This window comes from Pseudomonas sp. BN417 (genome assembly GCF_029871205.1).
In the GTDB taxonomy this organism is placed as follows: Bacteria; Pseudomonadota; Gammaproteobacteria; order Pseudomonadales; family Pseudomonadaceae; genus Metapseudomonas.
Genome location: NZ_SSOJ01000137.1, coordinates 37,295 through 60,102 on the forward strand (window position 1 = coordinate 37,295; position 22,808 = coordinate 60,102).

Below are 22,808 nucleotides of genomic sequence, written 5' to 3' on the forward strand. Positions count from 1 at the left end.
CAGGCTAGAGCTGATTTGTCGGCGGTGGGGGCAATGTATTCAGTTTGGGGTAGTAGTAGCCGACTACCGCCAGATAGTCGTTCACCTTTTAAGTAGATGCCTGCTTGACTTTGATCTTTCTGCTCAACGGATGCCGCCATTGATAGTCGAGTATCGATGATATGGCTGTTGGCAAGGCTGTCCATGCGGTACTGATCAGAAGTTCGCTGGCTTCGCCGGTATCCTCGGCATAGCTGGTGGCCGAGTCGCTGTCTTCAGCAGCAGTTAGCGGGAGTCCAAGGAAGCCGGTATGTACGAAGGAATAGTCCCCCAGTAAACATGTTCAGAGTGTCCTTGTTGGGGATTGGTAGACAGTAGGCGGGACGTGAATGAGAGTTTTAGCTTAGGTTAGCCGTCATTGACGAGGATCTGAGCTCGCAGGCATTCAAGATGTGTGCGAACCAGGAGACGGTGGGCACCTGACCCAGTTCATGCGGCGCCAGCCAGACTGAGGCGTCGTTTTCCCAGTTAAGCGTGAGCGTTCGAGTCAGGCTGTGGAAGTGAAAGGCGTAAACGCGCCACGTCCGACCATCTTGCCCCAGCAGGTGCAACACGCTGCTACTGAGCAGTTTCAGGTGATGCTTTGAGATACCGGCTTCTTCTTCCACTTCGGTCAGGGCCTGAGAAAGCGGATCGCGATCGTGGTCGAGAAACCCGGTAATGCAATTCCAGCGCCCGACATCACCTGTTACCAGATTGCTGCGACGTAGCAGAGCTAGCTCCCCCTTATGGGAAAGAACGGCCGCAACAATCTCGCAGACGCTTCCGGAAAATCGTTGTATAGCTGATTCGCGTTGACTTCCCATGGTGTGCTCCATTAGTCAGCACAAGCGGTGGTGTAGGGGAATGGCGTTGTCGTAATGATTAGCCGTAAATCGACAAAAGTCAACTCGTGCGTTGATTTTTTATGCCGCTCTCTGATTTGTCCAATTTCAGCCTGTCTGGGGCGCGTTTGTGGTTGAAACCTGAGGTGGGGGCTCCAGCCGAATGGCTGGAGCCTTTGGGACGCCTAGCGTACAGCGATCAGGCCACCATCCACCGGGAACATCTGACCGGTCATGAAGTGGGACGCGTCGCTGGCGAGGAACACCATTACCGGTGCCAGATCCTTGTCGGCATCGCCGAATTTTCCGCCCAGCGGTATGTCTGTCTTGGTGGCGGCATCATGGGCAGCTAGATCTTCCGATGACAGTGCATTGCGGAAATCGACATACATGGGGGTGACCATATAAGGCAGAACGGCGTTGATGCGGATGCCGTCAGGACCCCATTGGCGGGCGACATTGCGTGTCCAGGTGTGAACCGCCGCCTTGGTAGCAGAATAGAGGGCATTGTTAATTTCGCCCGTCAGTCCCGATTCTGATCCGAAGTTGATGATATTGCCGATACCTTGCCCCTTCATAAGCCGATAGGCAACGGCATTGGTGTTGATGGTTCCTAGTACATTGACGCGGAAAAGCATGTCGTACAGTTCTTCCGCTATGGCGTCCGGCGGGGAGTGGCGATGGACTCCCGCCACGTTGACCATGACATCCAAGCCGCCCATATCCTCAGCCGCTGTAGCAAAGGCCTTTTCCACTTCGGGACGGTCGGCAATGTTGCAATGGTAGTAGCGGGATTTGCAGCCGGGATTGGCCTTGCCAGCTTCGGAAACCACCTGCTGTCCGAGCGTGTCGTTCATATCCATTGAGGCAACAGTTGCACCCGCGGCAATGTAGGCCCGCACCACGGACGCACCAATACCTTGTGCGCCGCCGGTTACGATGATTCTTTTACCTTCTAGCAGTTTCATGTTGCCTTCCTGTTCTCTGTCTTATTGATCGAAGGGCTGTATGCCTAAACCTGAGGCTCGTAAGGCGTCGTGCCGAACCTCCCGACCGTTCCGGAAATGGCCGTGCCAAGTTGCTGCGCAGCGCTGGCGCCTTCAAGGATGGTGCTATAGGGATGTGCAAGTCAACGGTTTTGTTGATTTTCTGTTGGAATAATCAACATAATCGTTGACTTGGTGGCGTTGGTGATGCAACCATGATTTGAACTTAACCGCAGGTCGGGCGGGCGCTCGGGTCTAGCCTCCTTCGATCAACCCAGGTTCCGCTGCCATATGACGCTTACGAATACGCGGTCAGCTGATGCGCCGGCCTTTTTGGAGATGGATGGTGTGATTGCCATCATCACGCTCAACCGTCCCAGCTCATTCAATGCAATAGATATAGATATGGCGGTATGTCTGGAGCAGCTGGCCTTGACTGTTGAGCGGAACCATAGCGTCCGGGTGCTGGTCATTCGTGGTGCGGGTAAGGCGTTCTGTGCCGGCGGTGATGTCAATCTGTTCCTCTCCCATATCGACGATCTGGCACCGCCGATCAGCAAGTTACTGGCGCATTTCAACCGCTTTCTGTTGGTGCTGCGGCGCATGGACAAGCTGGTGCTGACCAGTGTGCATGGTGCGGTCGCCGGTGCCGGCTTTTCCATGGCCTTCATGGGGGACTTCTGTATTGCCGCGGCCAATGCCCGTTTTCGTCCGGCCTATGCGCAGATCGGTGTTTCACCTGACGGTGGCGGTACGATCGGTCTGGTGCAGGCCCTAGGGGCTCGGCGCGCCCTGCAGATATTTCTGGACGAGCCGGAGTTGAACGCTGATGGGGCCAGGCAACTCGGTTTGTTGTCCAGGGTGGTCGAGCCGGCCGAACTGGAAGCCAAAACCTGTGAATACGCTGAGCGTCTGGCTGAGCTGAGCCCGGCAGCGGTGTCCGGCACAAAACGTCTGGTCTGGCAATCGGCCTCAGTTCCATTTGAGCAGCAGCTTGAGGCCGAGGCGCAATCCATCATCGCCTGCATGGCTACCTGCGAGTTTAGAGCGCTGCTGGAAGGCTTGCGGCGTCGCTGAGGTAGGGTTGATGCGCTTGCTCTTCGGAGTGGGGAGCAAATGCGAAGCGCAAATCAACTTATGTGTTGATTGTTGGGGCGGTGATGTGCAAGAGTGCCCCTAAAATGAACGAAGACAAGAAGGGGTTAGCATGTCGAGATTGCAGGGCAAGGTAGCTATCGTCACCGGCGGCGCGCGGGGTATTGGCAAGTGCATTGTCGAGACCTTCGTTGCCGAAGGTGCGAAGGTGGTGGTCGGTGACATCAATGATCAGGCTGCCGAACTCGAATCGCAGCTTGGCGCGGAGGTGGTTGCCTTCAAGCGTACGGATGTGACCAGCGATGTCGAGATTGAGGCGTTGGTTACCTATGCGGTTGAACGCTTCGGACGCCTGGACATCATGGTTAACAACGCCGGTGCCCTTGGCGATCAGACCGCGCTGATCGACCTTGATGCGGACGGTTTTACCAAAACGGTAACCCTGCTGCTTCGCTCTGCGGCACTTGGTCACAAGTATGCTGCGCGTCAGATGATTGCCCAGGGGCAGGGCGGTAGCATCGTTTCAATTTCCAGTATTGCCGGTATCGAAGCCGGCTGGTCATCGGTTTCCTACGATGCAGCTAAGGCCGCAGTACTGCACCTGGCACGTTCAGCCTCCTATGAACTGGCGCCCAAGCAAATCAGATCCAACGTGGTCGCGCCCGGTCTAATTCTCACGCCAATCATTGGTACTGCTTGCGATGTGGCACCTGAGCATTACGCGGCCTTCACTGAAAGTCTTGAGGAGCCCTACGGCAAGCTGATTCCTCTGGGCCGGGCCGGCAAGCCGAAGGATATTGCTGAAGCGGTACTGTTCTTTGCCTCCGATGCTTCTGCGCATGTCACCGGCCAGTCCATTGCCGTTGACGGAGGTTTAACCTCCATGACCGGCTTTGATATCGGCGGAGTGGTGGCGCAGGCGGTTGAGAGTTTCAACGCGCGGATCGGTAATACCGAGAGCGGAAAGGTCGGCTGGCTACCGAACAGGAATGGCTGAAGTATCGGGGCAACGAGAACTTTCGGTAATTACCCTGAAGTTCGCGCTTCCGGTTTAGTTTGTGGCAACGCTCCATTTTGGGCCGCTGGCAGATAATGTCAGTCAGGCCCTTCTTTTTTAAGGTATAGGGACGGCACTGTCGCCAAGGCCGCTACCAAATTACTGATTAGGATGGCTACACATGACACAGCGTCAGGTATTTGTGGTGGGGGCTGCACGCACCGCAATTGGCAGTTTTGGCGGTTCCCTGAAGGACCTTCCGCTTTCCACTCTGGCTACCGTAGCGGTACGGGCGGCAATTGAGCGTGCCGGCATCGAGCCGGGACAGGTCGGGCACGTGGTCATGGGAAATGTGATTCCCACCGAGCCCAAGGACGCCTACCTGAGCCGAGTCGCTGCCATCGATGCCGGTGTGCCGCAGGAAACTCCAGCGTTCAATGTCAATCGTCTGTGCGGCTCCGCTCTACAGGCCATCGTATCCGCCGCGCAGTCGATTCTGCTAGGCGACACGGATATTGCCATCGGTGCCGGAGCGGAAAGCATGAGCCGCGGTCCGTTCATCATGGGCAATCTGCGCTGGGGCGCGCGGCTCGGCAATGCTGAAGCCATCGATTATATGAACGGCATTCTGCATGACCCCTGGAAGCGCATGCACATGGGGGTCACCGCCGAGAATGTGGCTGTCCGTTTTGGCATTGACCGTACTTCGCAAGATGAACTCGCGGTTGAAAGTCAGCGCCGCGCTGCCCGTGCAATTTCCAAGGGCTACTTCGACGAGCAGATTGTGCCGGTCGAACTCAAGACTCGCAAAGGCACCAACTACTTCAGCCGCGACGAAAATGTCCGCGCCGACGTGACAATCGAGCAACTGTCAGCCATGAAGCCGATTTTTGTCAAAGAAAATGGCACGGTTACCGCAGGAAATGCCTCCAGTCTGAACGACGGTGCCGCAGCACTAGTACTCATGGAGGGCAAGGCAGTAGAGACGTTAGGCCTGACTCCCCTAGCCCGCCTAGTTGGCTACGCCCATGCCGGAGTCGATCCAGATTACATGGGTATAGGTCCGGTGCCGGCGGTTCGTCAGGTGCTGGAGAAAACCGGCATCAATCTCGACCAGATTAATGTGATTGAGGCTAACGAAGCCTTTGCCGCCCAGGCCTGTGCGGTGATCAAGGAGTTGAGGTTGAATCCAGAGATTGTGAACCCCAATGGTTCGGGTATTTCTCTCGGGCACCCGGTCGGTGCTACCGGTGGAATCATTTCCATCAAGGCCATTTATGAGCTGCAACGTACAGGTGGGCGTTATGCCCTGGTCACCATGTGCATCGGCGGCGGGCAGGGTATTGCCGCCATATTTGAGCGTGTGTAATAGACAGCATTTTTTATAGAGGTTGGACAACAGCTATGCAGATCAACAAGGTTGGTGTCGTCGGAGCCGGTACCATGGGTAACGGTATTGCTCAGGTGTGTGCCACTGCGGGGCTCAGCGTGGTCATGCTGGACATTGATCAGCGGTCACTGGAGCGAGGTTTCCATACTGTGTCTGGTAGCCTTGAGCGCTTGGTGCGCAAGGAAAAGCTATTGCCGACTGACCGCGAATCTGCCCTGCAGCGCATCAAGAGCACCACCGATTACGCCGATCTCGCTGATGTAGATCTGGTGATTGAAGCTGCCTCCGAGGTGGAGAAAGTCAAGCTGGCTATCATCCAGACCCTGGACAAAACGGTACGTAAAGACGCGATTATTGCCAGCAATACGTCATCCATGTCCATCACCAAACTGGCGGCGGCAAGTAGCGCGCCGAACCGCTTCATAGGCATGCACTTTTTCAATCCAGTGCCGGTTATGCTGCTGGTCGAATTGATTCGTGGGCTGCAGACCGATGATGCCACCCATCAGGCAGCCGAGCAGTTTGTAGAAAATATCAAAAAGACTGCTATCTCGGTAAAGAACAGCGCGGGCTTTGCCGTGAATCGGATTCTGGTACCGATGATCAATGAGGCGGTATTCGTTTTGCAGGAAGGGATCGCCAGTGCTAGGGCGATCGATGAGGGCATGCGCCTGGGCTGCAACCATGTCATCGGGCCACTGGCGCTGGCAGACCTGATTGGCCTGGATACCCTGTTGTCGGTGATGGAAGTGTTTTACAGCAGCTTCAATGACTCCAAGTACCGTCCAGCACCGCTATTGCGTGAGATGGTCGAAGCCGGCTATCTGGGACGCAAGAGCGGCCAAGGCTTTTACAGCTATTGAGGCTGCCTAACGACATTGGATTGAAGATAGGCCGGCACGCGCCAGGCTGGAAGCCGGTGCGGCTGGCTGTAGATTGCTCAGGTGCCGCAGCATGTGGTTGGAGCAGTCAGGTGGCAATATCTTCTTCTTTACGCATGCGTTGATAATCGGTAGCATTGATTGAAAAGTGATCAGCAAGTGGGTCACTACATTTGACTTAAGGAAGAACCTGCAGCATGCCCAATTCGTCACCTCCGAGTAGCAATATATCCCGGCGTCGCAAGACTGCCTTGAATGACGGGGGAGTCAAGTACAAGGCCAAGAGAGATGAGTTGATCCGCCTTGCAGCTGATCTTTTCAAGGAAAAGGGATATCAGACAACGACCCTCAACGACATTGCCAATTATGCTGGTATGGATCGGGCCAGCGTCTATTATTACGTAGGCAACAAAGAGGAATTTTTCCGCGATGCGGTCAAGGGTGGTGTTGAGCAGAATGCCAAGAATATCGAACAGATGCTCGCCCGCGAGGATATAGGTACCCGGGAAAAGCTGAGGCAACTGGTACAACTGCTGATGCAGTCATACAGCGATAGCTATCCTTACATGTATGTCTATATTCAGGAGGAGATGCACAAGATCGCCGATGCCAAAACTCCTTGGGCGCAGGAAATGCTTGAAAAAACCAAGGGTTTCGAGCATGCGGTGCTAGCTCTGATTAAGCAGGGCGTGGCCGAGGGTAGCTTCCGGGATGATATCCCCGCTAGCCTGGCAGCCAACACTATCTTCGGCATGTTGAACTGGACGTACCGCTGGTACACCCCAAAAAGCAAGTTTTCGGCCAAGGAGGTGGCAGATGCTTTTTGCAATATATTCTTTACTGGAATGCAGAAAGACTGACCTGACGTCAGGATCAAGGGATGGTCTGAAGTAGCCATGTCTTTCCGGCTGACTTCAGACCCCGCCGATTTTGGAAAGCGGTCAATCGACCCAAAACACCCAGATCATCCGCTTTTTTCTATGTTTTGAGCCGCTGCGAGCACCTCGCGGCGGCCACTCCCCGCATTACAGGCGCACCTCTCCTGCTGTGGCCAACAAATGGCGGCGCGCCATCCACGGATTCGACAGGGCGAACAACGTGACCATTTGCGCTGCATTCTTGGCCAGGCCGCGGAAGCGCACCTTGGTGTAGCCGAATTGGCGCTTGATCACCCGGAACGGATGCTCGACCTTCGCTCGCACCTGGGCCTTGGTTTTCTCGATCTTGCGGATCGCTTTGTACAAGGCGCTGCGCTTGCCGTGTTTCTGGTAGGTGCTGCGCCGGGCCGCAATTTGCCAGATGACCTGGCGCCCCGCATGCTCTTCACGCTTCTCGACCCCGGTATAGCCAGCATCGGCACACGCCACGTTTTCCGCGCCATGCAGCAGTTTGTCGACCTGGGTGACGTCCGCGACATTGGCCGCCGTGACCACCACGCTGTGCACCAGTCCCGATTCATCGTCGGCGCCAATGTGCGCTTTCGCGCCGAAGTACCACTGGTTGCCCTTCTTGGTCTGGTGCATCTCCGGGTCGCGCTGGCCGTCCTGGTTCTTGGTCGAACTCGGCGCATGAATCAGCGTGGCGTCGACGATGGTGCCCTGGCGCAGCGACAGGCCGCGATCCCCCAGATAGCCATTGATCACGGCCAGAATCCCGGCCGCCAGTTCGTGCTTTTCCAGCAAACGACGGAAGTTGAGGATGGTGGTTTCGTCGGGGATACGCGCCAAGCTCAGCCCGGCAAACTGGCGCAAGATCGTCGTCTCGTACAGTGCTTCCTCCATCGCCGGATCGCTGTAGCCGAACCAGTTCTGCAGCAGGTGCACCCGCAGCATCGCCCTCAACGGATAGGCCGGGCGGCCACCTTCGCCCTTCGGGTAATGTGGCTCGATCAGGGCCATCAAACCCTGCCACGGCACCACCTGATCCATCTCGATCAGGAACAACTCCTTGCGGGTCTGCTTGCGCTTGCCGGCGTACTCGGCGTCGGCGAAGGTCATCTGCTTCATCGGGCAACTCATGCAACGGGATCGGCGTATTTCACCAGATTCAGGAAGTCTTCTTCAGGATTTCCCAAGAGACCTGGTTCAAGAGCTGGGCTCGGTCATGATATCGGGACAATCTTAAATTCATGAAATGTCTTTGTCGGTATCCCGATCTACTGTTCTGTGGATTTGGCGGTAAGGGGAGGGCATTTCATCGCAAAGTTATGATGTTTCTATATGCACAGTGTCGGCACTATACTCTCGCGCCACCCGTTTGCAACTTTTCATCTATGTTGCACGTTTCTGATGGTCCATCCTTGCAAAGACCTTCAAGCATGAAACGCACGCCTTGACGGCCTCTGCCGTGCAATGAATGCATAGGACGAAGCGAGTAATGCCTTTGCCTTGCAGGCGCTGGTGTTCAGGTGGGAGCGGAGAGCCGCAGTCGCAAGGTTCACGTCAAGGTCTTGCGGCCCTGTGCAATTGCGGCGATCAGGGCGTATCTCGAATTGCTGCCGGACAGACGTCTGTCCGGCAGGCCTTGGTCGCTGTTCGTCAATACCGCAAATCACCATTGCTTGTCTGGTATGTTCACTACAATACCGTCCAGGTCAGAGGTCATGAATATCTGGCAGCAAAGTCTGCTGTTCGGCTTCACTTCGGCCGCAGCACAACTCAGCATTCCTGTTTCTCGCTCGGTGGGAGTCGGCACCTTGTCCATGAAGGTATTATCAACATACACATGGCATGTTGCGCAGCTGGCACTGCCGCCGCAATCGCCGACAATATCGTAGATACCGTTGGAGACTGCAGCCTGCATAAGACTTACTCCGTCAGCAACATCCAACTCGCGGCGCGTTCCATCATGTGACACATACACTACTTTAGACATTTTTATCCTCGCACTCTTGGGGCAAAAACGGCGATCTATAGCGGGTACCGATCGCGGGAAAATTTCAGGCCCTATTCAATTCAGTGTTGGCTGTCGCAATTATTTCTTTCAGCGGCACGCTTTCGTCATCCAGTAGGTTTGGTTCAACCGGAAGTCGATCCGTGATGATCTGCTTTGACAGGTTGAATTCCACCGGACGGTTCACCGTATCAACCGCCAGCACTCGGTCCCCCTGCAGGTAGAAAACGCTGAAGTCGGGCTGTTCCAAAGAGCCCCGTATAATGATCCGATCGTATCCCTCGGACAGCCCAACCATTTTCAATCCGACTTCATACTGGTCGGACCAGAACCAAGGGGCAGTCTCGTTGCGCGTTGGCTTGCCGCAGACGATAGCGGCAACTTTCCGCGCCTGCTCCAATGCATTGGGCACCGACTCGATACGTACCCAGCGGCCATAGATCTGGCTGTGAAACCGGGCGCAGTCGCCGATCGCCATGATCACGGGATCAGAGGTCTGCATCTGCTCGTTGACCACGATACCGTTATCTACCAGCAGCCCGGCCGCACTGGCCAGCTCACAGTTCGGGATTAGACCAATCCCGGCAACTATCAGATCTGCTGCCAGTCGCGTGCCGTCCTCACACAGTACGGCGGTCACTTTCTGCTGGTCGGCTGACATCTCAAATCCGCACACCTGCATGCCGGTTCGTATGTCAACGCCGGCGTCACGGTGCAGGCGTTCGTAAAAGGCCGAAACCGGCGGAGCGGTAACTCGCGCGAGAACGCGGTCTGTCGTGTCGAGCAGGGTGACCTGCACGTTCGCCTTAATGGCGGTTGCAGCCACTTCAAGGCCGACATAGCCGCCGCCAATCACTACCAGGCGATTGCCGGGAATCAGCTGTTGGCGGATACACTCGGCATCCTCGAGTGTGCGTAGGTATCGAAAGTTGGCCGCCTTGCCGGCTGCGCCACTGGCTACCGGTAGCAGCCTCGGACGTCCGCCAGTAGCCAACACCAGCCGCTCGTAGTCCAGTACCTGGCCATCCGACAGGCTGACCTGCCGTCGGTTGCGGTTGATCGCCGTTACCTGCGTGCCGCTGAGCAATTGGATGTTCTGCGCCGCGTAGGCATCCGGGGTTCTCAGGTACAGGCTTTCCGGTGTGGACTTGCCAGCCAGATAGGCTTTGGACAAGGGCGGCAGGTGATGGGGAATAACTGCTGCATCCCCCACCAGCCAGATATTACCTTCCCAGCCGTTGGCGCGCAGGCTAAAAGCAACCTCAACCCCTGCGTGGCCAGCACCGACGATGACCAGATTTTTGTTTGCGTTCACTGCACCCACCCCACGTGTTTATACCGCTTTGGTAGTCGCCGGATCCCAGACCAGCGGGAGTGCATGCACGCCGCTGACAATGCCACTCTGGTGGCGCACCTGGGCGCCCGGGGCAATGGCAAAGTCAGGAATCCTGGCTAGCCATTCCCGTAGGGTGGTGACGATTTCGCGGCGGGCTAGATGCTGGCCAAGGCACAGATGACTGCCGTGACCAAATGTCGTATGCGATACCTTCTGGCGGCCGAAGTCGACGTGCATCGGGCAGGCGTTCTCACGCTCATCCAGGCCCGACAGCAGTTGCGGCAGGAGGATCTGATCGCCCTTCTTTAGTAGCACGCCATGGAACTCAAGGTCGGACTTGAGAATTCGGCCATCAGCTACTAGTGAAAAGCGCCGGAGCAGTTCCTCGGTGGCAGCCGGAATGCGCTCTGGATGCTCTATCAACTCTTTGCGGTGCTCTGGGCTTTTGGCCAGAAACTCCATGCAGAAGCTGAGGAAATTGACTACGGTATCCAGGCCACCAACCAGCAGCAGACCACACATTTTCTTGGCTTCGTCGCTGGTGATTGGGCGTCCGTTGACTTGGCCATTGGCGATTACGCTTATGGCGTCAGTGCCTGGCTTAAGTTTGCGCTCTGCGATGATTGGCATCAGATACTCATAGAGCGCGTCTCTGGCTTCAGCAAAGGTCATGCTGCCATCCGGGCGAGTCATCTGATCCGAGAGGTATTTCAGATGCGGAATGTCTTTATCCGGCAGCCCCGCGAGCAGCATGAAGATCCGAATCGGGAAGGGCTCGGCAAAATCTTCGGTAAAGTTGCAGTGACCCTGAAGGCGGATGTTGTCGATCAGTGAGCACGCCAGCTCCCTGATATGACCTTCCATTTTATCCACTACCGGCATACCCACCACGCTGCTGGCTAGGGCGCGGAACTGGCGCTGCTCCGGCGGATCCATCGAAGTGGGAATGAAGTCGTAGGCCTCGCCCGCTTCGCGGGGAATGAACGGACACTCGCTCGAAAAGTGTGCGGGATCTTCGAAGGCCTCACGGATCAATCGTCCCCGGGTGGCAATCCAGTGCCCGCCATTGCATCGAGTCCATACAATATTCGGTACATTCGGTCCCTGCAGAGTCGCCCAGGCTTTCTGCACACCTTCCGATATGTTCGGTGGGTTGTACATGTCGAAGTCAAAAACCAGGTGCTCAGGTACATGGGGCGGCAGGGGCGCAAGATTGGCATTGCTCTGTGTGGCTTCAGTACTCATTTTTGTTCTCCGGAAGAAGGGGGCGGCTAGAGCGTCGGATCGATCACGGGTTTGATCAGTGCACCTGTCTTGACCAGCTCAAGCGCCTTGTTGGCATCATTGATGGAAAAGCGCTGCGTGATCAGGTCGGCCAGCGGATAGCGATCCTGCATCCGGGCGGCAAAGTGCATCGCCTGATAGAAGTGCTTTGGCTTGGCAAAGGTGGCTCCGGAAACGTGCATGTTCTTGATGGTCAGGTCGCGGGGTGCGATGGGTTGAGTACCGATCGCGCCCCACAGGCCGAGAATGATGTAGCGACCATGGTTGCCGGTCAGATCCACGCCCTCGGGAAATGCCGGCAGGGCGCCGGCCGCTTCCACCACCACGCTGGCGCCACGCTTGCCGAAGCGATCGCTGACAATACGTTGTCGTTCTTCCCGCGTTGTGTCCTTGAGCGAAATGGTCTCGGTCGCGCCGAGACTACGGGCCATTTCGAGGCGAACCGGCGAGTGGTCGATGGCAATGATTTCCTTGGCACCCGATGCTGCAGCAACCAGCACGGCTGCGAGTCCGACCGGGCCAGCACCTTGGACGACGACAGTGTCATCCAGGCCGACGGGGCCGCAGCGGTCATAGCCGCGCAGCACAGTTGGCAGGGCGCAGCCGAGTGCGGCCAGTGCTTCCGGCTGGGCATGATCGGGCAGGCGGTAGAAGGCCATGCCATTGGGCAGACAGGCAAAGTCGGCGTAACTGCCCCAGTTGGGCTTTTCCGCATGCTCAAAAAAGGTTGAATTGTCGCAGGGGGTTTCATCCAGAACGGTGCAACTGTGGCAGCGATGGCACAGGGCGATGGGTGCCCAATACACCATGTCACCCTGCTTGACCGGAACTCCTGCGTAATCCGTGGTGACGCCGGCCCCGAGTTTTTCGATGCGGCCCACACCCTCGTGGCCGAGAATGATCGGGAAGGGCATGGTGCCTGCTTCGCCGGAAACAATGTGAACATCACTGCCGCACACGCCACCGAGGACCACGCGTACCAGGGCTCCGCCTGGTGCAGGATCAAAAATCGGGACTTTCCATGTCTCGACCCGATTTTGCTCGACCATCACAGCTGCTCTTGCATATTGCATTGTTACACCTCGTTTTTATTGTGCTTTGGGCCTGGGCCAGCGAGGCCGAGCCGCGTTGCTCAACGGGTCAGGTTGAGCTGTATATCGGTGATATAGTAAATATATGGACGATGGCGTTGGTGGTCAACATGCGCGGTGAAAAATATTCAACGGCATGGTTGATGGGTGGTTTTGACTTGTGAAGCATGCTGGTATTGTGCGGACCGGTTTTCCGGAGGGGCGTTTAGCAGCCGAGTGGCTTGGGTCGCCCTGGATCGAACACGGCAGTGAGGACTTACTTTGACAACAGCGTGCCCTCTGGAAAAAAAAGGTCGGATCGACCCCAGCAATGGCGATATCAAGCAGGACTTGCTGCGTGCAGCAATGCACCTGCTGAGCACCAAGGGACGCGACGGTGCAACCATGCGGGCGATCTGTGCGGAGGTAGGTGTAACGCCGCCAACGTTGTATCACCACTATGGTGATCTGCAGGGGCTGCACAAGGCTGCGATTGACGAAACCTACCTGCAGGTTGCCGAGGCCTATCACGACGGCACCGAAGAGAAGGGGCCGCTCAAGGGGATTCGCGATGGGTGGGCAACCTTCCTGAAGTTTGCTTACTCAGAGCCGAATATGTGTCGCATAGTGATCCAGCAAATCATGGCGGGAGAGCCACCGAGCCTTGTCGCCGATACCCTGCGAGGCTTGGCTGACGACCTGGCCCAGTTCCATGCGCAGGGGCTATTGAAGTATCCGCCGAGGGAGACGGCGCAGTTGCTGTGGATGGGGGCATTGGGTTCGCTGACGTACACGGTCAGCCGGGAAGAGGTCGAGGACACACAAGACCTGGCCCTGCAAAGGGCCATGCTCGAGATCACTCTGGCTGCACTCTTCAATGTTGAAAAGGAGTAGGCAGGCCTATTCGCGGCCTGCTGATTTCGCGTTGGCTTCAGGGCTGCTCGCCGATCGGGCCGAATTCACCCAACGTCATCCGAGCCTGGGGATCGATTTGCTGGCAGTGCCTAGGACCGTGCAACTGTCGCGCCGCGAAGCCGATATCGTGATTACCTTGGAACGTCCCGTGCGTGGGCCATTCATCATTACCAAACTGACCGACTACGTGCTCAAGCTCTAGGCCTCCGTCAGTTATCTGGAGCAGCATCCGCCCATTCGGCATCGGGAGGATCTGCGCGATCATGCTTTTGTCAGCTATATCGATGATTTGCTTTACAGCAAGGAGCTCCTCTATCTCGATGAAATCGGCAAGCCCCGGCATGTTGCATTGCGAAGCACCAGTATTCTCGCGCAGCAGCAGGCCACCGCCTCAGGGGCCGGTATCGCGATCCTCCCGTCATTCTCTGCCGATTCGGATCTGCGCTTGAGACGAGTGTTGAGCGAGCAGATTGAGTTCACCCGGACGTTCTGGATGCTGATGCCAATTGAACTGAAGGACATTGCACGAATGAAGGCAGGCGGGAATTTTCTGCGAGAAATGGCTCAGGCGAACCAGGCTCTCCTGCTTGGGGGCATGAGGAAGCCCTAGCGCCAGGACTGGCATAAATTGAAAATGTCAGGCGTATGGGTTGAGGTGAAAATTGTTCGAGGTCCGCACTACTGGGAAAAATGTATACCTTGCTGTGGCGTTCCGATATGACAAGCTGAAACGAGTTTACGAAAGCATGGTAGCCAAGGCCTGCGGGTTGCTATGGCTACCTATGTGAACCATCCACAGCCTGTGCGAAAAGCGTGAGCGAAGCTCCCTTGCCCTTCCTGTTTGGCCGCAGCAATCATCGTCATTTCGAACGGTTGCACCGACCATCAACGTTATTTACGGATGGTTTCTAAGCCTTTACCGAGTTGCTCAGGAAGTCGAACAAGGCTTCGTTGAACGCGTCGTTGCTGTCGCCAGCGACCATGTGGTCGGCGCCGGCCACGTTGGCCAGTCGTGCGTGCGGAATCTGCGCAAGTAGCTGCTTTACCCCCTTCTCACTGACCAGCCGGCTGGCGCCGCCACGGATCAGCAGCGTAGGTATACCCACCCCTGAGGCAGCAGCTTCTAGGCGCTCGGCGTGCCGAGTGCGTTGGTTGTCCGGAGAGGTGAACGCCGGATCGTAATGCCAGCGGTAGCGGCCGTCCGCGCACAGGCGCAGGTTGCGCTCGAGCCCTGCGAAGTCTGTCGGTCGCTGCCGATGGGGAAGATAGGCGGAGACTGCATCGGCCGCTTCTTGTAGGTTTTCGAATCCATTCGGGGCGGCCTGCATGAACTGGAGGATCTCCGCTGCACCCTCGGCCTCGATCCGCGGCACTACGTCCACCAGCACCAGGCCGCGGGCCGGCTGACGGGCTTCGCCGATGGCGAGTAGCGAAGTCAGCCCGCCGAGCGAGGCTCCGACCAGTACAGGTGGTCGGCGAAGGGTCTCCAATACCTCGCGTAAGTCTGCAATGAAGAGATCCAGGCTGTAGTCTTGGTCGTGCGACCAGTCGCTGTCGCCATGGCCTCGCAAGTCCAGCGACACGGTGTGATAACCGCGGTCAACCAGACGCTGCGCCGTATTCTTCCACGAGTGACGAGTTTGTCCCCCGCCATGCAGCAACACGACGGGCTGACGATCGGGATCGCCGCCGACATCGGCCGCCAGGCTGACGCCCGCGGCGCCCTTGAATCGCATCTTGCGCATTTTCTCGCCTCACAGCTTCATTGCTGTAGGAATTAGCCGAAAGCCGGGCGGCTCAATGAAGCGGGGAGCCGTGGGCAATCAGCTGGCCAGCCACGGATCCAGTCACGCGGCTTTGAGCCCTTCGCAGCGCTCGAGTCGGGGCGCCGCGAGGGGCTGTTGACGCTTCGAGCTTGGCAAAGAAATCCTAAGCACGACTGCTTTGATCAGCAAGGATGGGCTGGTTACTGAGCCAGCATCCCGGCGTCAACTAGGTGTTCACTGCCGGTGATGTAGGAGGACTCGTCCGAGGCAAGAAACAGCACCAGGTTGGAGACCTCTTTGGGATCGGCTATACGGCCCAGCGGAATCAGGCCCAGCGCATCCCCGCCGCTCTCATCGGTCGCCTCGACCATCATCGGCGTCTGAATGAAGCCGGGGTGTACTGAGTTGACGCGGATCTTTTTCGGGCCGTATTCAATCGCTGTGGCCTTGGTCATGCCACGTACTGCGAACTTGCTGGCCACATAGGCCAGATTCGGGAAGCCATAGTTGGCGGCCATGCCCGCAATCGAGGAAATGTTCACAATTGAGCCGATGCCGGCCTTGAGCATGGACGGCAGAACGGCCCGCATTCCCAGGAACACCGAGTGCTGGTTGACGTCGCAGACCTTCAGGTAGTCGGCCTCGTTGAGGGCCAGGGTGTTAGCAACCGGGCCGAGTATGCCTGCATTGTTGACTAGCACCGTGAGTGGGCCGAACGCGGATTCGGCCTTCGCCACCACCTCTGCCCAGGAGTTGGCGCTGGTGACGTCGTGTCTGAGGAACAGCGCATTGCCGCCCAGTTCATCGGCCAGGGCCTGGCCGGCTTCTTCCGACAGATCGGTCAGCACCACCTTGGCGCCTTCCGCAATGAAACATCTGGCATGGGACTCGCCCATGCCCCTGGCAGCTCCGGTAATCAACGCCACTTTGCCTGTTAGTCTACCCACGGTTCTTCCTCTTGTTGTGTTGTGCAGGGGCAGCCCTGCGATGCTGGTGAGGGCTCTGATCTACTCGACGATGAAGGTTTCGTACATGTGCAGCGTGTCGCTGTATTCCCGTATGCCGGTGATGCGCTTGCCGTCCGTTTCGAACAGGAAGTGATAGGTGTTCTTGAACACCCGTCCATTGTTCAGTTCCGAGCAAGACTCGGCTTCCACCGCGACACGATTGCCTTCGGCGGTCATGCCACCGGGGGTGATGGGCAGGGCGCCTTGCTTGTAGACGGTGACGATGCCAGCCAGTAGCTCGCCCATCTGTTGTTTGCTGTAGCTGCCTGAAATGCCGGGTATGTTGCCGGATATCCACCAGGTACATTCATCGTCCAGGCAGTCGAGAATGTCGGTCACATCGCCGGACGAGAAGACCCTCAGGAAGTGGCGCACCAACTCCTTATTGCGTTCGAGCAGGTTGTTGGCTGTGTTCACTGTGCTACTCCTGTGACTTGGATTGGCTGATCCGATCGCCAGCTTGCCTAATGTCGCTCGGCCTAGCCCACCTCTTGTGTGGTGTGGCTATCAGTAGCATTCCTGTTTCACTCGTGTCAACAATTGTGTTGATTGATGCTTTCGGATGAACGATGCTAAGTCGTTAGCTACAAGTGTCGCTGTAAGCCGTTCGGGCTGTCCGAGCGTTGGCTTATGGCCGGGATCACAGTGACAGTAAGGGTTGATAGATGAACAACGACATGCAGGTGCTGCTGGACAAGCAGGCGATTTATGAAGTGCTGATCCGTTACTGCCGTGGTGTGGATCGCTGCGATGAGGAGCTGATCCGCTCCGTCTACCATGACGATGCCTATGATGATCATGGTTACTGGCGGGGATCCGGTAGCGACTTTGCCCGTTTTGTATCTGCACGCCTGACAGCTGCCAACCTAGCGACCACGCATTCAATCACCAACGTGCTAATTGAGGTTCACGGGGATACCGCCCAATCGGAGTCGCAGGTCATGGCGACCCTTGTGCGCAAGGGCAGTCCGCAGTTGGCCGATGTAATGGGCGCCCGTTATCTGGATCGACTGTCCCGGCGCAATGGCGAATGGAAGATTGATGAGCGCACCGTGGTGCTGGACTGGCACAAGGTTGAAGCCTGGGCCGACGCGCAGGCGCCGATCCCTCTCGACGGGTTCTTGCGCGGTTCCCGCTTCCCGGCCGATCCCGTCTATCGGCACCGGCAGATGGCGACAGAACAACCCAGTTAAGCGGGGTTGGCGACCGGGACGACTGGTTCTAGTTGCGTGGCTCGGCGGTCGGCGTAATAACCAGTTTGCCGGTCAGGTTGCGCGACAATACCATCTTGAGGGCATCCGGAGTCTTCTCCAAGGGGTAGGTCTGCGCAATCAGCGGCCTCAGTTTGCCCGCCCTGTAAAGTTCCGATAGGTGCCTGAAGCTGGCCTGGTGCTGCGCTGGATTGCGTTGCACGGCAGGCCACCAGAAGATGCCGGCCACCTGGAAGTTTTTCAGCAACAGCAGGTTGGCCGGTATCTGCGGAATTTGTCCGCTGGCGAAGCCGACAATCAACAGCCTGCCGTCATGTCTCATGCAGCGCGACATACTGTTGAAGGCTTCGCCGCCCACCGTGTCCATGCACAGATCCGCCCCCTGGCCGTCGGTCAGCTCCAGCACCCGCTGCTTCAGATCCTCGCGGCTGTAATCAATCAGATGGTCGGCGCCGTGCGCCCTGGCAGTCTCCAGCTTGTGGGGAGAGCTGGCGACGGCGATGACCGTTGCACCCAGCGCCTTGGCAATTTCAATACTTGCCAGGCCCACGCCGCCCGCAGCGCCAAGCACAACCAGGGTCTCCTTTGCCTGAATCCGGCCGCGGCGAACCAGGGCGTAGTAGCTGGTGCCGTACGAGGAATAAAAACCTGATGCGGTGATACAGTCCATGCCCTCCGGTACCGGAACCGCCAGTTCGGCCCGGGCCGCAGCCTCTTCGGCGAAGCCGCCATAGCCGTCTCGGGTCAGGGCCATGACGTGGTCACCCGGGTGTAATGTGCTGACATTGGTGCCGGTTTCAATCACCTCCCCCGCGATCTCGAAGCCGGGTGCAAAGGGCATCGGAGGCTTGGCTTGGTATTTCCCCTGGATGATCAGATTGTCCGGAAAGTTGATCGCCGCCCCATAGACCCTGATCCGAATGTCGTCGGGCCCTATGGCCGGACTGTCCATCTCGCCCTGGGTCAGCTTGTCTGCCGGGCCGTATTCTCTGCAAATGATTGCTCGCATGTGCGCATCTCCTGGTGTTGTTCATCTGCTCCGAATGTCGGCTGGCAAGGTCATTTAGTCAACTTTGGTGTTGAATATGCGGCCGCGGATCTGCAGGCTGAGGCTGGAATTTATTCATTCCGATGTCGCCATGTTGGCTGCCGCGCATGGCAGGTTGCCCGGGGATCGGATCTGGAGGTTCTGTCGTCAACAGGATTTATCAACTCTTTAGTTGACTGGCGTCGACAAAGGCTGCACGATTGCCTGAAACAACAAGAAGGTATGCACCATGTCGGATATCGAACGCAGGCTGAAAGCCCTGGAAGACCGCGCCGAATTGCAGGATTTGGCGGTCCGCTACTTCGTTGCCACGGACGATGATGACTACGCCACTTTAGAAGCGCTTTTTACGCCTGAGGCCGTACTCCGTGCCGGCGGGTTCACTGGCGGTACTGATCGGGCCGCCATCATGGCTTTCCTGCGAAGTGCCAGAGCGAACATGGGCGTCACTATCCATACCCCCCATTACTGCCTAATCACCTTCACCGGAGAAGACACGGCAACGGGGGTGGTTGGCGCGCATCTCGAAATTGCCATGGCTGGGCAGAGCCTGTTTGGGGCTGTGCGTTATAACGACAAATACCAACGTCTGCACGGCAAATGGCATTTTTCTAAAAGGGAAATGCTGGCAGTACATATGGGGCCTTGGGAGCAGGTTGCGACCTCACTCACCGCCGATCTGCGGGTCCGGTGGCCGGGTAGCGATCCGCAGCCGGCCGATTTGCCGGCACGCCGGGAAAGCCTGTAGCTAGGGGGAATCCCATCAAACGGCCATTAAGGGTGCAGCTATGCAGTTAGACAAGATTGAAGACATCATCGAAGACATCCGCCTCGGTAAAATGGTCGTATTGATTGACGATGAGGATCGCGAAAACGAGGGCGACCTCGTCATGGCTGCTCAGCATGTGAAGGCTGAGCACATCAACTTCATGGCCCGTTTTGCCCGCGGTCTGATTTGCATGCCAATGAGCAAGTCCCAGGCCGAGCGCTTGGGGTTGCGGCTGATGGTCGAACGCAACGGGTCAGGGTTCGGCACCAAGTTCACCACCTCGATCGAGGCGGCGGCGGGGGTCACCACGGGGATCTCCGCCGCGGATCGAGCTCTAACCGTTCAGGCCGCAGCGGCGCCCAACGCGCGGGCAGAGGACGTTGTCCAGCCTGGGCATATTTTTCCGCTTGTCGCGGAGCCGGGTGGTGTGCTGGTACGAGCCGGGCATACAGAAGCCTCCTGCGATCTCGCCAGGCTGGCTGGTCTGAACGAAACCGGTGTGATCTGTGAGGTGATGAACGAAGACGGCTCCATGGCACGCCTGCCCGAGCTGATCGAGTTTGCCAAGGAACACGGGCTCCGGATCGGTACCATTGCCGATCTGATCCATTACCGGGCCGTCCATGAAACGACCGTTGAGCGGCTGGGGCAGCAGTCGGTGATGACCGATCATGGTCAGTTCATGATGCTTTCCTATCGAGACCGTATTAATGGGGATATCCATCTAGCCCTGACCCTGGGAGAACTGGATGGCTCGCCCACGCTGGTTCGGGTGCAGCAGTCGGTTTGCCTCCGCGATCTACTCGGCATCCAGATTCCCGGCAGCAGCGGCTGGAATATACAGCGCTGCCTTGCGCGCATTGCTGCGGAGAAGAAAGGGGTGCTGGTGCTTCTAGCTGGTACCGAGACCTCCGCCGACATGAAACACAAAATAGATGCCCTGAACGGCAAATCCAAGCTGCCTCGAGCGTCGGCAGATGGTGATCCTCTGATGATTGGTGTGGGTTCGCAAATTCTTCGCGACCTTGGCCTGGGTGATATGCGACTGATGGCGGGGCCGGCCAAATATCACGGTATCTCCGGATTCAACTTGCAGGTTTCGGAATACGTCGTCTGCAGCTGATTCTTCTCTGGCGCCCAGGTTGCCAAGCCTGGGCCAATTATCAGCCATTGCTGCAAGGTAGCAACTGAGCCGTTGTCCAGGGCGTGGTGCTGCGCAAGAAAGGGGGGCGTTGATGATGACTGGACATATCGGGAGCACGAAATGAGCTTGAAGTATGCGGTATCCACGCGTCTGCCAACGCCCTTTGCGACTTTTGATATTCACGGGTTTGAAGACCCCGAGACCGGCAAGGAGCATGTTGCCCTTACCCTAGGCGATGTCCGTTCCGGCGAGCCTATCCTGTGCCGGGTGCACTCCGAGTGTCTGACTGGAGATGCGTTGTTCAGTCAGCGCTGCGATTGTGGATCGCAGTTGAATATCGCGCTGAAACTGATTGCTGAGAAAGGGCGAGGCATTTTGCTCTACCTGCGCCAGGAAGGGCGGGGCATTGGTTTGATCAACAAGCTCCGGGCCTACGAACTCCAGGATCAGGGGGCCGACACTGTCGAGGCCAATGAGCAACTGGGATTTGAAGCGGACATGCGCAACTACCTGATTGGTGCACAGATGCTCGGTCATTTTGGCATTGAGTCTGTGCGCCTGATGACGAACAACCCACGGAAGGTGGATGCCCTGAGGCGTGACGGCATCACCGTTGTAGAGAGGGTCAAGTTGCAGTCAGACCTGACTCCCTGCAATGCACATTACCTGCAAACCAAGGCAATCAAGTTGGGGCATATGCTCTCCCATCTCAAATTGAAGTGATCCCGGACCCTATTGTCATCGGTTGATCCGTGCGCGCCTACAGCTTACGCCGCATCGCTGTGTGCGATGTTCCTTCGCGCCCGGAATCTGCGATATGCCACTTCGGGCCTTCTGCGCCGACCCCCAGGATTATTTGATTTAAATCAATAAGTTATTGATTTCATGGTTGGCGACTCAGGTTGCCGCTTATTGCTTCGTCCAGTTTATCAACATTTGTGTTGACAGATGGTTCGGAGCTGATTAGTTTTGCTAAACCAACGAACAGGAGGTGGCCCAATGAAGTTTCATTTGATGCAAACAGGTGTGATCGGTCGTCGTTATGAGCTGGAAGCGGGCATGGCCGGTCAGCGCCCTGAGCTGTATCAGCGCTTTCTATCCGAGGTGCGCGATTACGTGCGTCTGGCGGATGAGCTTGGCTACGCAGGCTACTGCCAACCTGAGCATCACCTGCAGATCGAGGGTTTTGAGATCAACAACCATCCCGGCATGTTCAGCCTCTATGTGGGCCTGCATTCCAAGCGGATGAAGGCCGGCATCATGGGGTACACCCTGCCGACCCATAACCCGGTGCGCATCGCCGAAGAAATCGCCACCCTTGACCATATGCTCCAAGGGCGGCTGATGGTCGGTTTCACCCGTGGTTACCATGCGCGCTGGGTCGACTCCTATGCCGCGCGTCCGGGGGTCAGCGCCACTACGCCGGACAACGCCAAGGCCCGCGATGAGCAGGATGCGCTGAACCGCGAAGTCTTCGAGGAGTCGCTGCAGGTCATCAAGAAGGCCTGGGCCAACGACGTGTTCAGCCACAAGGGCAAGCACTGGGAGTTCCCGCCAAATGGCGGCTCTGCCGGTCACCCGGCCTATGCCAGCATGGGCAAGGGCATGGATGCCGATGGCATCGTGCGCCAGATCGGGATTGCGCCGAAGTGCTACCAGAATCCCCACCCGAAGATTTACGGCGGCTTTGCCGGCAGCATGCGCACCGTCGACATGTGGGCACGGGAAGGCGGCAAGCCGATCGTGCTGGCTGCCGACCTGGACTTCTGCGATGCCCTGTGGAACCGCTATGCCGATACCGCCCGCCAGCATGAGCGCGAAGTTGCCCGCGAGGATGTTGCCGCCTGGGGTGGTTTCCTGATGCTGACCGATGACAAGGACAAGGCCAAGCAGTTGATGGCTGAGCACAAGTGGTTCTGGGACAAGTGGTTCATCCCGTTCGGCCAGAAAATGCCGAACGTGCTGATCGGCTCGGCTGACGACATCGCCGAGCAGATCGGCCGCGCGCATGACCGCCTGGGCTTCAACGAACTGTTCCTGATGTTTGGCCAGGGCCACCTGGACCCGGAGCAGAACAATGAAGAGTTGGAGAAGTTTGCCAGCCTGGTGGCCCCTCGGTTCGCGACCAAGGATGCCGAAGGGACGCTGGTTTAA

Annotated in this window: 22 protein-coding genes and 2 pseudogenes; 13 read left to right on the forward strand and 11 right to left on the reverse strand. The window is 57.4% G+C overall.

Annotated features, from left to right (window positions below):
- Positions 1–377: 377 nt before the first annotated feature.
- Positions 378–845 carry an NUDIX domain-containing protein gene (locus E8F11_RS17740; protein ID WP_069084982.1) on the reverse strand — a complete coding sequence of 156 codons (468 nt, stop codon included), beginning with the start codon at positions 843–845 and terminating at the stop codon, positions 378–380.
- A 203-nt stretch (positions 846–1,048) separates the two neighbouring features.
- Positions 1,049–1,831 carry an SDR family oxidoreductase gene (locus tag E8F11_RS17745; RefSeq protein WP_069084981.1) on the reverse strand — a complete coding sequence of 261 codons (783 nt, stop codon included), beginning with the start codon at positions 1,829–1,831 and terminating at the stop codon, positions 1,049–1,051.
- Between the two features lie 309 nt (positions 1,832–2,140).
- Between E8F11_RS17745 and E8F11_RS17750 the strand changes: the two genes are divergently transcribed.
- The 5 genes from E8F11_RS17750 (at position 2,141) to E8F11_RS17770 (ending at position 7,072) form a co-directional block, all read left to right on the forward strand.
- Positions 2,141–2,926, forward strand: coding sequence for an enoyl-CoA hydratase-related protein (locus E8F11_RS17750; RefSeq protein ID WP_280290157.1), 786 nt, complete (start codon positions 2,141–2,143; stop codon positions 2,924–2,926).
- A gap of 130 nt (positions 2,927–3,056) precedes the next feature.
- The gene (locus E8F11_RS17755; protein ID WP_069084979.1) at positions 3,057–3,941 is read left to right on the forward strand and encodes an SDR family oxidoreductase; all 885 of its coding nucleotides are present in this window, start codon (positions 3,057–3,059) and stop codon (positions 3,939–3,941) included.
- Positions 3,942–4,122: 181 nt separating this feature from the next.
- Positions 4,123–5,310: an acetyl-CoA C-acyltransferase family protein gene (locus E8F11_RS17760; protein ID WP_280290158.1), complete on the forward strand. Its 1,188-nt coding sequence runs from the start codon at positions 4,123–4,125 to the stop codon at positions 5,308–5,310.
- Between the two features lie 35 nt (positions 5,311–5,345).
- Positions 5,346–6,194 (forward strand): 3-hydroxybutyryl-CoA dehydrogenase, encoded by an 849-nt coding sequence (locus E8F11_RS17765; protein ID WP_280290159.1) that lies wholly within the window; start codon positions 5,346–5,348, stop codon positions 6,192–6,194.
- A 311-nt stretch (positions 6,195–6,505) separates the two neighbouring features.
- Entirely contained in the window at positions 6,506–7,072 is a 567-nt protein-coding gene (locus E8F11_RS17770; protein WP_280290160.1) for a TetR/AcrR family transcriptional regulator, read from the forward strand.
- A gap of 165 nt (positions 7,073–7,237) precedes the next feature.
- Here the strand turns inward: E8F11_RS17770 and E8F11_RS17775 are convergent, their stop codons facing one another.
- The 5 genes from E8F11_RS17775 to camD form a co-directional block, all read right to left on the reverse strand.
- Complete coding sequence (locus E8F11_RS17775; protein ID WP_280290161.1) at positions 7,238–8,218, reverse strand: IS5 family transposase; 981 nt, start codon at positions 8,216–8,218, stop codon at positions 7,238–7,240.
- A gap of 544 nt (positions 8,219–8,762) precedes the next feature.
- Positions 8,763–9,086: a 2Fe-2S iron-sulfur cluster-binding protein gene (locus E8F11_RS17780; RefSeq protein WP_069084974.1), complete on the reverse strand. Its 324-nt coding sequence runs from the start codon at positions 9,084–9,086 to the stop codon at positions 8,763–8,765.
- Between the two features lie 64 nt (positions 9,087–9,150).
- Entirely contained in the window at positions 9,151–10,419 is a 1,269-nt protein-coding gene (locus E8F11_RS17785) for an FAD-dependent oxidoreductase (protein ID WP_083246076.1), read from the reverse strand.
- Between the two features lie 18 nt (positions 10,420–10,437).
- Positions 10,438–11,685, reverse strand: coding sequence for a cytochrome P450 (locus tag E8F11_RS17790; protein WP_280290162.1), 1,248 nt, complete (start codon positions 11,683–11,685; stop codon positions 10,438–10,440).
- 26 nt (positions 11,686–11,711) lie between these two features.
- The gene (gene camD, locus E8F11_RS17795; protein WP_280290163.1) at positions 11,712–12,797 is read right to left on the reverse strand and encodes a 5-exo-hydroxycamphor dehydrogenase; all 1,086 of its coding nucleotides are present in this window, start codon (positions 12,795–12,797) and stop codon (positions 11,712–11,714) included.
- Positions 12,798–13,076: 279 nt separating this feature from the next.
- Here camD and E8F11_RS17800 point away from each other — a divergent pair, with 279 nt between their 5' ends.
- The 3 genes and pseudogenes from E8F11_RS17800 to E8F11_RS17810 all read left to right on the forward strand — a co-directional run.
- Positions 13,077–13,688 carry a TetR/AcrR family transcriptional regulator gene (locus E8F11_RS17800; RefSeq protein ID WP_280290164.1) on the forward strand — a complete coding sequence of 204 codons (612 nt, stop codon included), beginning with the start codon at positions 13,077–13,079 and terminating at the stop codon, positions 13,686–13,688.
- Positions 13,689–13,755: 67 nt separating this feature from the next.
- Positions 13,756–14,319: pseudogene (locus tag E8F11_RS17805) on the forward strand (LysR substrate-binding domain-containing protein); the annotation flags it as partial.
- Between the two features lie 85 nt (positions 14,320–14,404).
- Positions 14,405–14,497, forward strand: a pseudogene (locus E8F11_RS17810) (IS5/IS1182 family transposase); the annotation flags it as partial.
- 120 nt (positions 14,498–14,617) lie between these two features.
- Here E8F11_RS17810 and E8F11_RS17815 read toward each other — a convergent pair.
- The 3 genes from E8F11_RS17815 to E8F11_RS17825 form a co-directional block, all read right to left on the reverse strand.
- Entirely contained in the window at positions 14,618–15,454 is an 837-nt protein-coding gene (locus E8F11_RS17815; RefSeq protein ID WP_280290165.1) for an alpha/beta hydrolase, read from the reverse strand.
- A 221-nt stretch (positions 15,455–15,675) separates the two neighbouring features.
- Positions 15,676–16,422 (reverse strand): glucose 1-dehydrogenase, encoded by a 747-nt coding sequence (locus E8F11_RS17820; RefSeq protein WP_069084970.1) that lies wholly within the window; start codon positions 16,420–16,422, stop codon positions 15,676–15,678.
- A gap of 60 nt (positions 16,423–16,482) precedes the next feature.
- Entirely contained in the window at positions 16,483–16,899 is a 417-nt protein-coding gene (locus tag E8F11_RS17825) for a nuclear transport factor 2 family protein (protein ID WP_202969609.1), read from the reverse strand.
- A 248-nt stretch (positions 16,900–17,147) separates the two neighbouring features.
- Here E8F11_RS17825 and E8F11_RS17830 point away from each other — a divergent pair, with 248 nt between their 5' ends.
- Entirely contained in the window at positions 17,148–17,675 is a 528-nt protein-coding gene (locus E8F11_RS17830; RefSeq protein WP_280290166.1) for a nuclear transport factor 2 family protein, read from the forward strand.
- A gap of 28 nt (positions 17,676–17,703) precedes the next feature.
- On the opposite strand, the gene E8F11_RS17835 is transcribed toward E8F11_RS17830, so the two are convergent.
- Positions 17,704–18,702, reverse strand: coding sequence for an NADPH:quinone oxidoreductase family protein (locus E8F11_RS17835; protein WP_280290167.1), 999 nt, complete (start codon positions 18,700–18,702; stop codon positions 17,704–17,706).
- Positions 18,703–18,970: 268 nt separating this feature from the next.
- Here E8F11_RS17835 and E8F11_RS17840 point away from each other — a divergent pair, with 268 nt between their 5' ends.
- The 4 genes from E8F11_RS17840 to E8F11_RS17855 all read left to right on the forward strand — a co-directional run bounded on the left by E8F11_RS17840 (position 18,971) and on the right by E8F11_RS17855 (position 22,808).
- Positions 18,971–19,489, forward strand: coding sequence for a nuclear transport factor 2 family protein (locus E8F11_RS17840; protein WP_280290168.1), 519 nt, complete (start codon positions 18,971–18,973; stop codon positions 19,487–19,489).
- 40 nt (positions 19,490–19,529) lie between these two features.
- Entirely contained in the window at positions 19,530–20,633 is a 1,104-nt protein-coding gene (ribBA, locus tag E8F11_RS17845) for a bifunctional 3,4-dihydroxy-2-butanone-4-phosphate synthase/GTP cyclohydrolase II (protein WP_069084965.1), read from the forward strand.
- Positions 20,634–20,774: 141 nt separating this feature from the next.
- Positions 20,775–21,377, forward strand: coding sequence for a GTP cyclohydrolase II (gene ribA, locus E8F11_RS17850; protein ID WP_280290169.1), 603 nt, complete (start codon positions 20,775–20,777; stop codon positions 21,375–21,377).
- Positions 21,378–21,653: 276 nt separating this feature from the next.
- Entirely contained in the window at positions 21,654–22,808 is a 1,155-nt protein-coding gene (locus tag E8F11_RS17855; RefSeq protein WP_069084951.1) for an LLM class flavin-dependent oxidoreductase, read from the forward strand.

Coding starts and splice junctions, on each gene's coding strand:
- E8F11_RS17815 (WP_280290165.1), bottom strand. CDS start 15,454: ATGCGCAAGATGCGATTCAAGGGCGCCGCGGGCGTCAGCCTGGCGGCC.
- E8F11_RS17760 (WP_280290158.1), top strand. CDS start 4,123: ATGACACAGCGTCAGGTATTTGTGGTGGGGGCTGCACGCACCGCAATT.
- E8F11_RS17835 (WP_280290167.1), bottom strand. CDS start 18,702: ATGCGAGCAATCATTTGCAGAGAATACGGCCCGGCAGACAAGCTGACC.
- ribA (WP_280290169.1), top strand. CDS start 20,775: ATGAGCTTGAAGTATGCGGTATCCACGCGTCTGCCAACGCCCTTTGCG.
- E8F11_RS17790 (WP_280290162.1), bottom strand. CDS start 11,685: ATGAGTACTGAAGCCACACAGAGCAATGCCAATCTTGCGCCCCTGCCG.
- E8F11_RS17755 (WP_069084979.1), top strand. CDS start 3,057: ATGTCGAGATTGCAGGGCAAGGTAGCTATCGTCACCGGCGGCGCGCGG.
- E8F11_RS17830 (WP_280290166.1), top strand. CDS start 17,148: ATGAACAACGACATGCAGGTGCTGCTGGACAAGCAGGCGATTTATGAA.
- E8F11_RS17750 (WP_280290157.1), top strand. CDS start 2,141: ATGACGCTTACGAATACGCGGTCAGCTGATGCGCCGGCCTTTTTGGAG.
- E8F11_RS17740 (WP_069084982.1), bottom strand. CDS start 845: ATGGGAAGTCAACGCGAATCAGCTATACAACGATTTTCCGGAAGCGTC.
- E8F11_RS17780 (WP_069084974.1), bottom strand. CDS start 9,086: ATGTCTAAAGTAGTGTATGTGTCACATGATGGAACGCGCCGCGAGTTG.
- E8F11_RS17855 (WP_069084951.1), top strand. CDS start 21,654: ATGAAGTTTCATTTGATGCAAACAGGTGTGATCGGTCGTCGTTATGAG.
- E8F11_RS17775 (WP_280290161.1), bottom strand. CDS start 8,218: ATGAAGCAGATGACCTTCGCCGACGCCGAGTACGCCGGCAAGCGCAAG.
- E8F11_RS17745 (WP_069084981.1), bottom strand. CDS start 1,831: ATGAAACTGCTAGAAGGTAAAAGAATCATCGTAACCGGCGGCGCACAA.
- ribBA (WP_069084965.1), top strand. CDS start 19,530: ATGCAGTTAGACAAGATTGAAGACATCATCGAAGACATCCGCCTCGGT.
- E8F11_RS17765 (WP_280290159.1), top strand. CDS start 5,346: ATGCAGATCAACAAGGTTGGTGTCGTCGGAGCCGGTACCATGGGTAAC.
- E8F11_RS17840 (WP_280290168.1), top strand. CDS start 18,971: ATGTCGGATATCGAACGCAGGCTGAAAGCCCTGGAAGACCGCGCCGAA.
- camD (WP_280290163.1), bottom strand. CDS start 12,797: ATGCAATATGCAAGAGCAGCTGTGATGGTCGAGCAAAATCGGGTCGAG.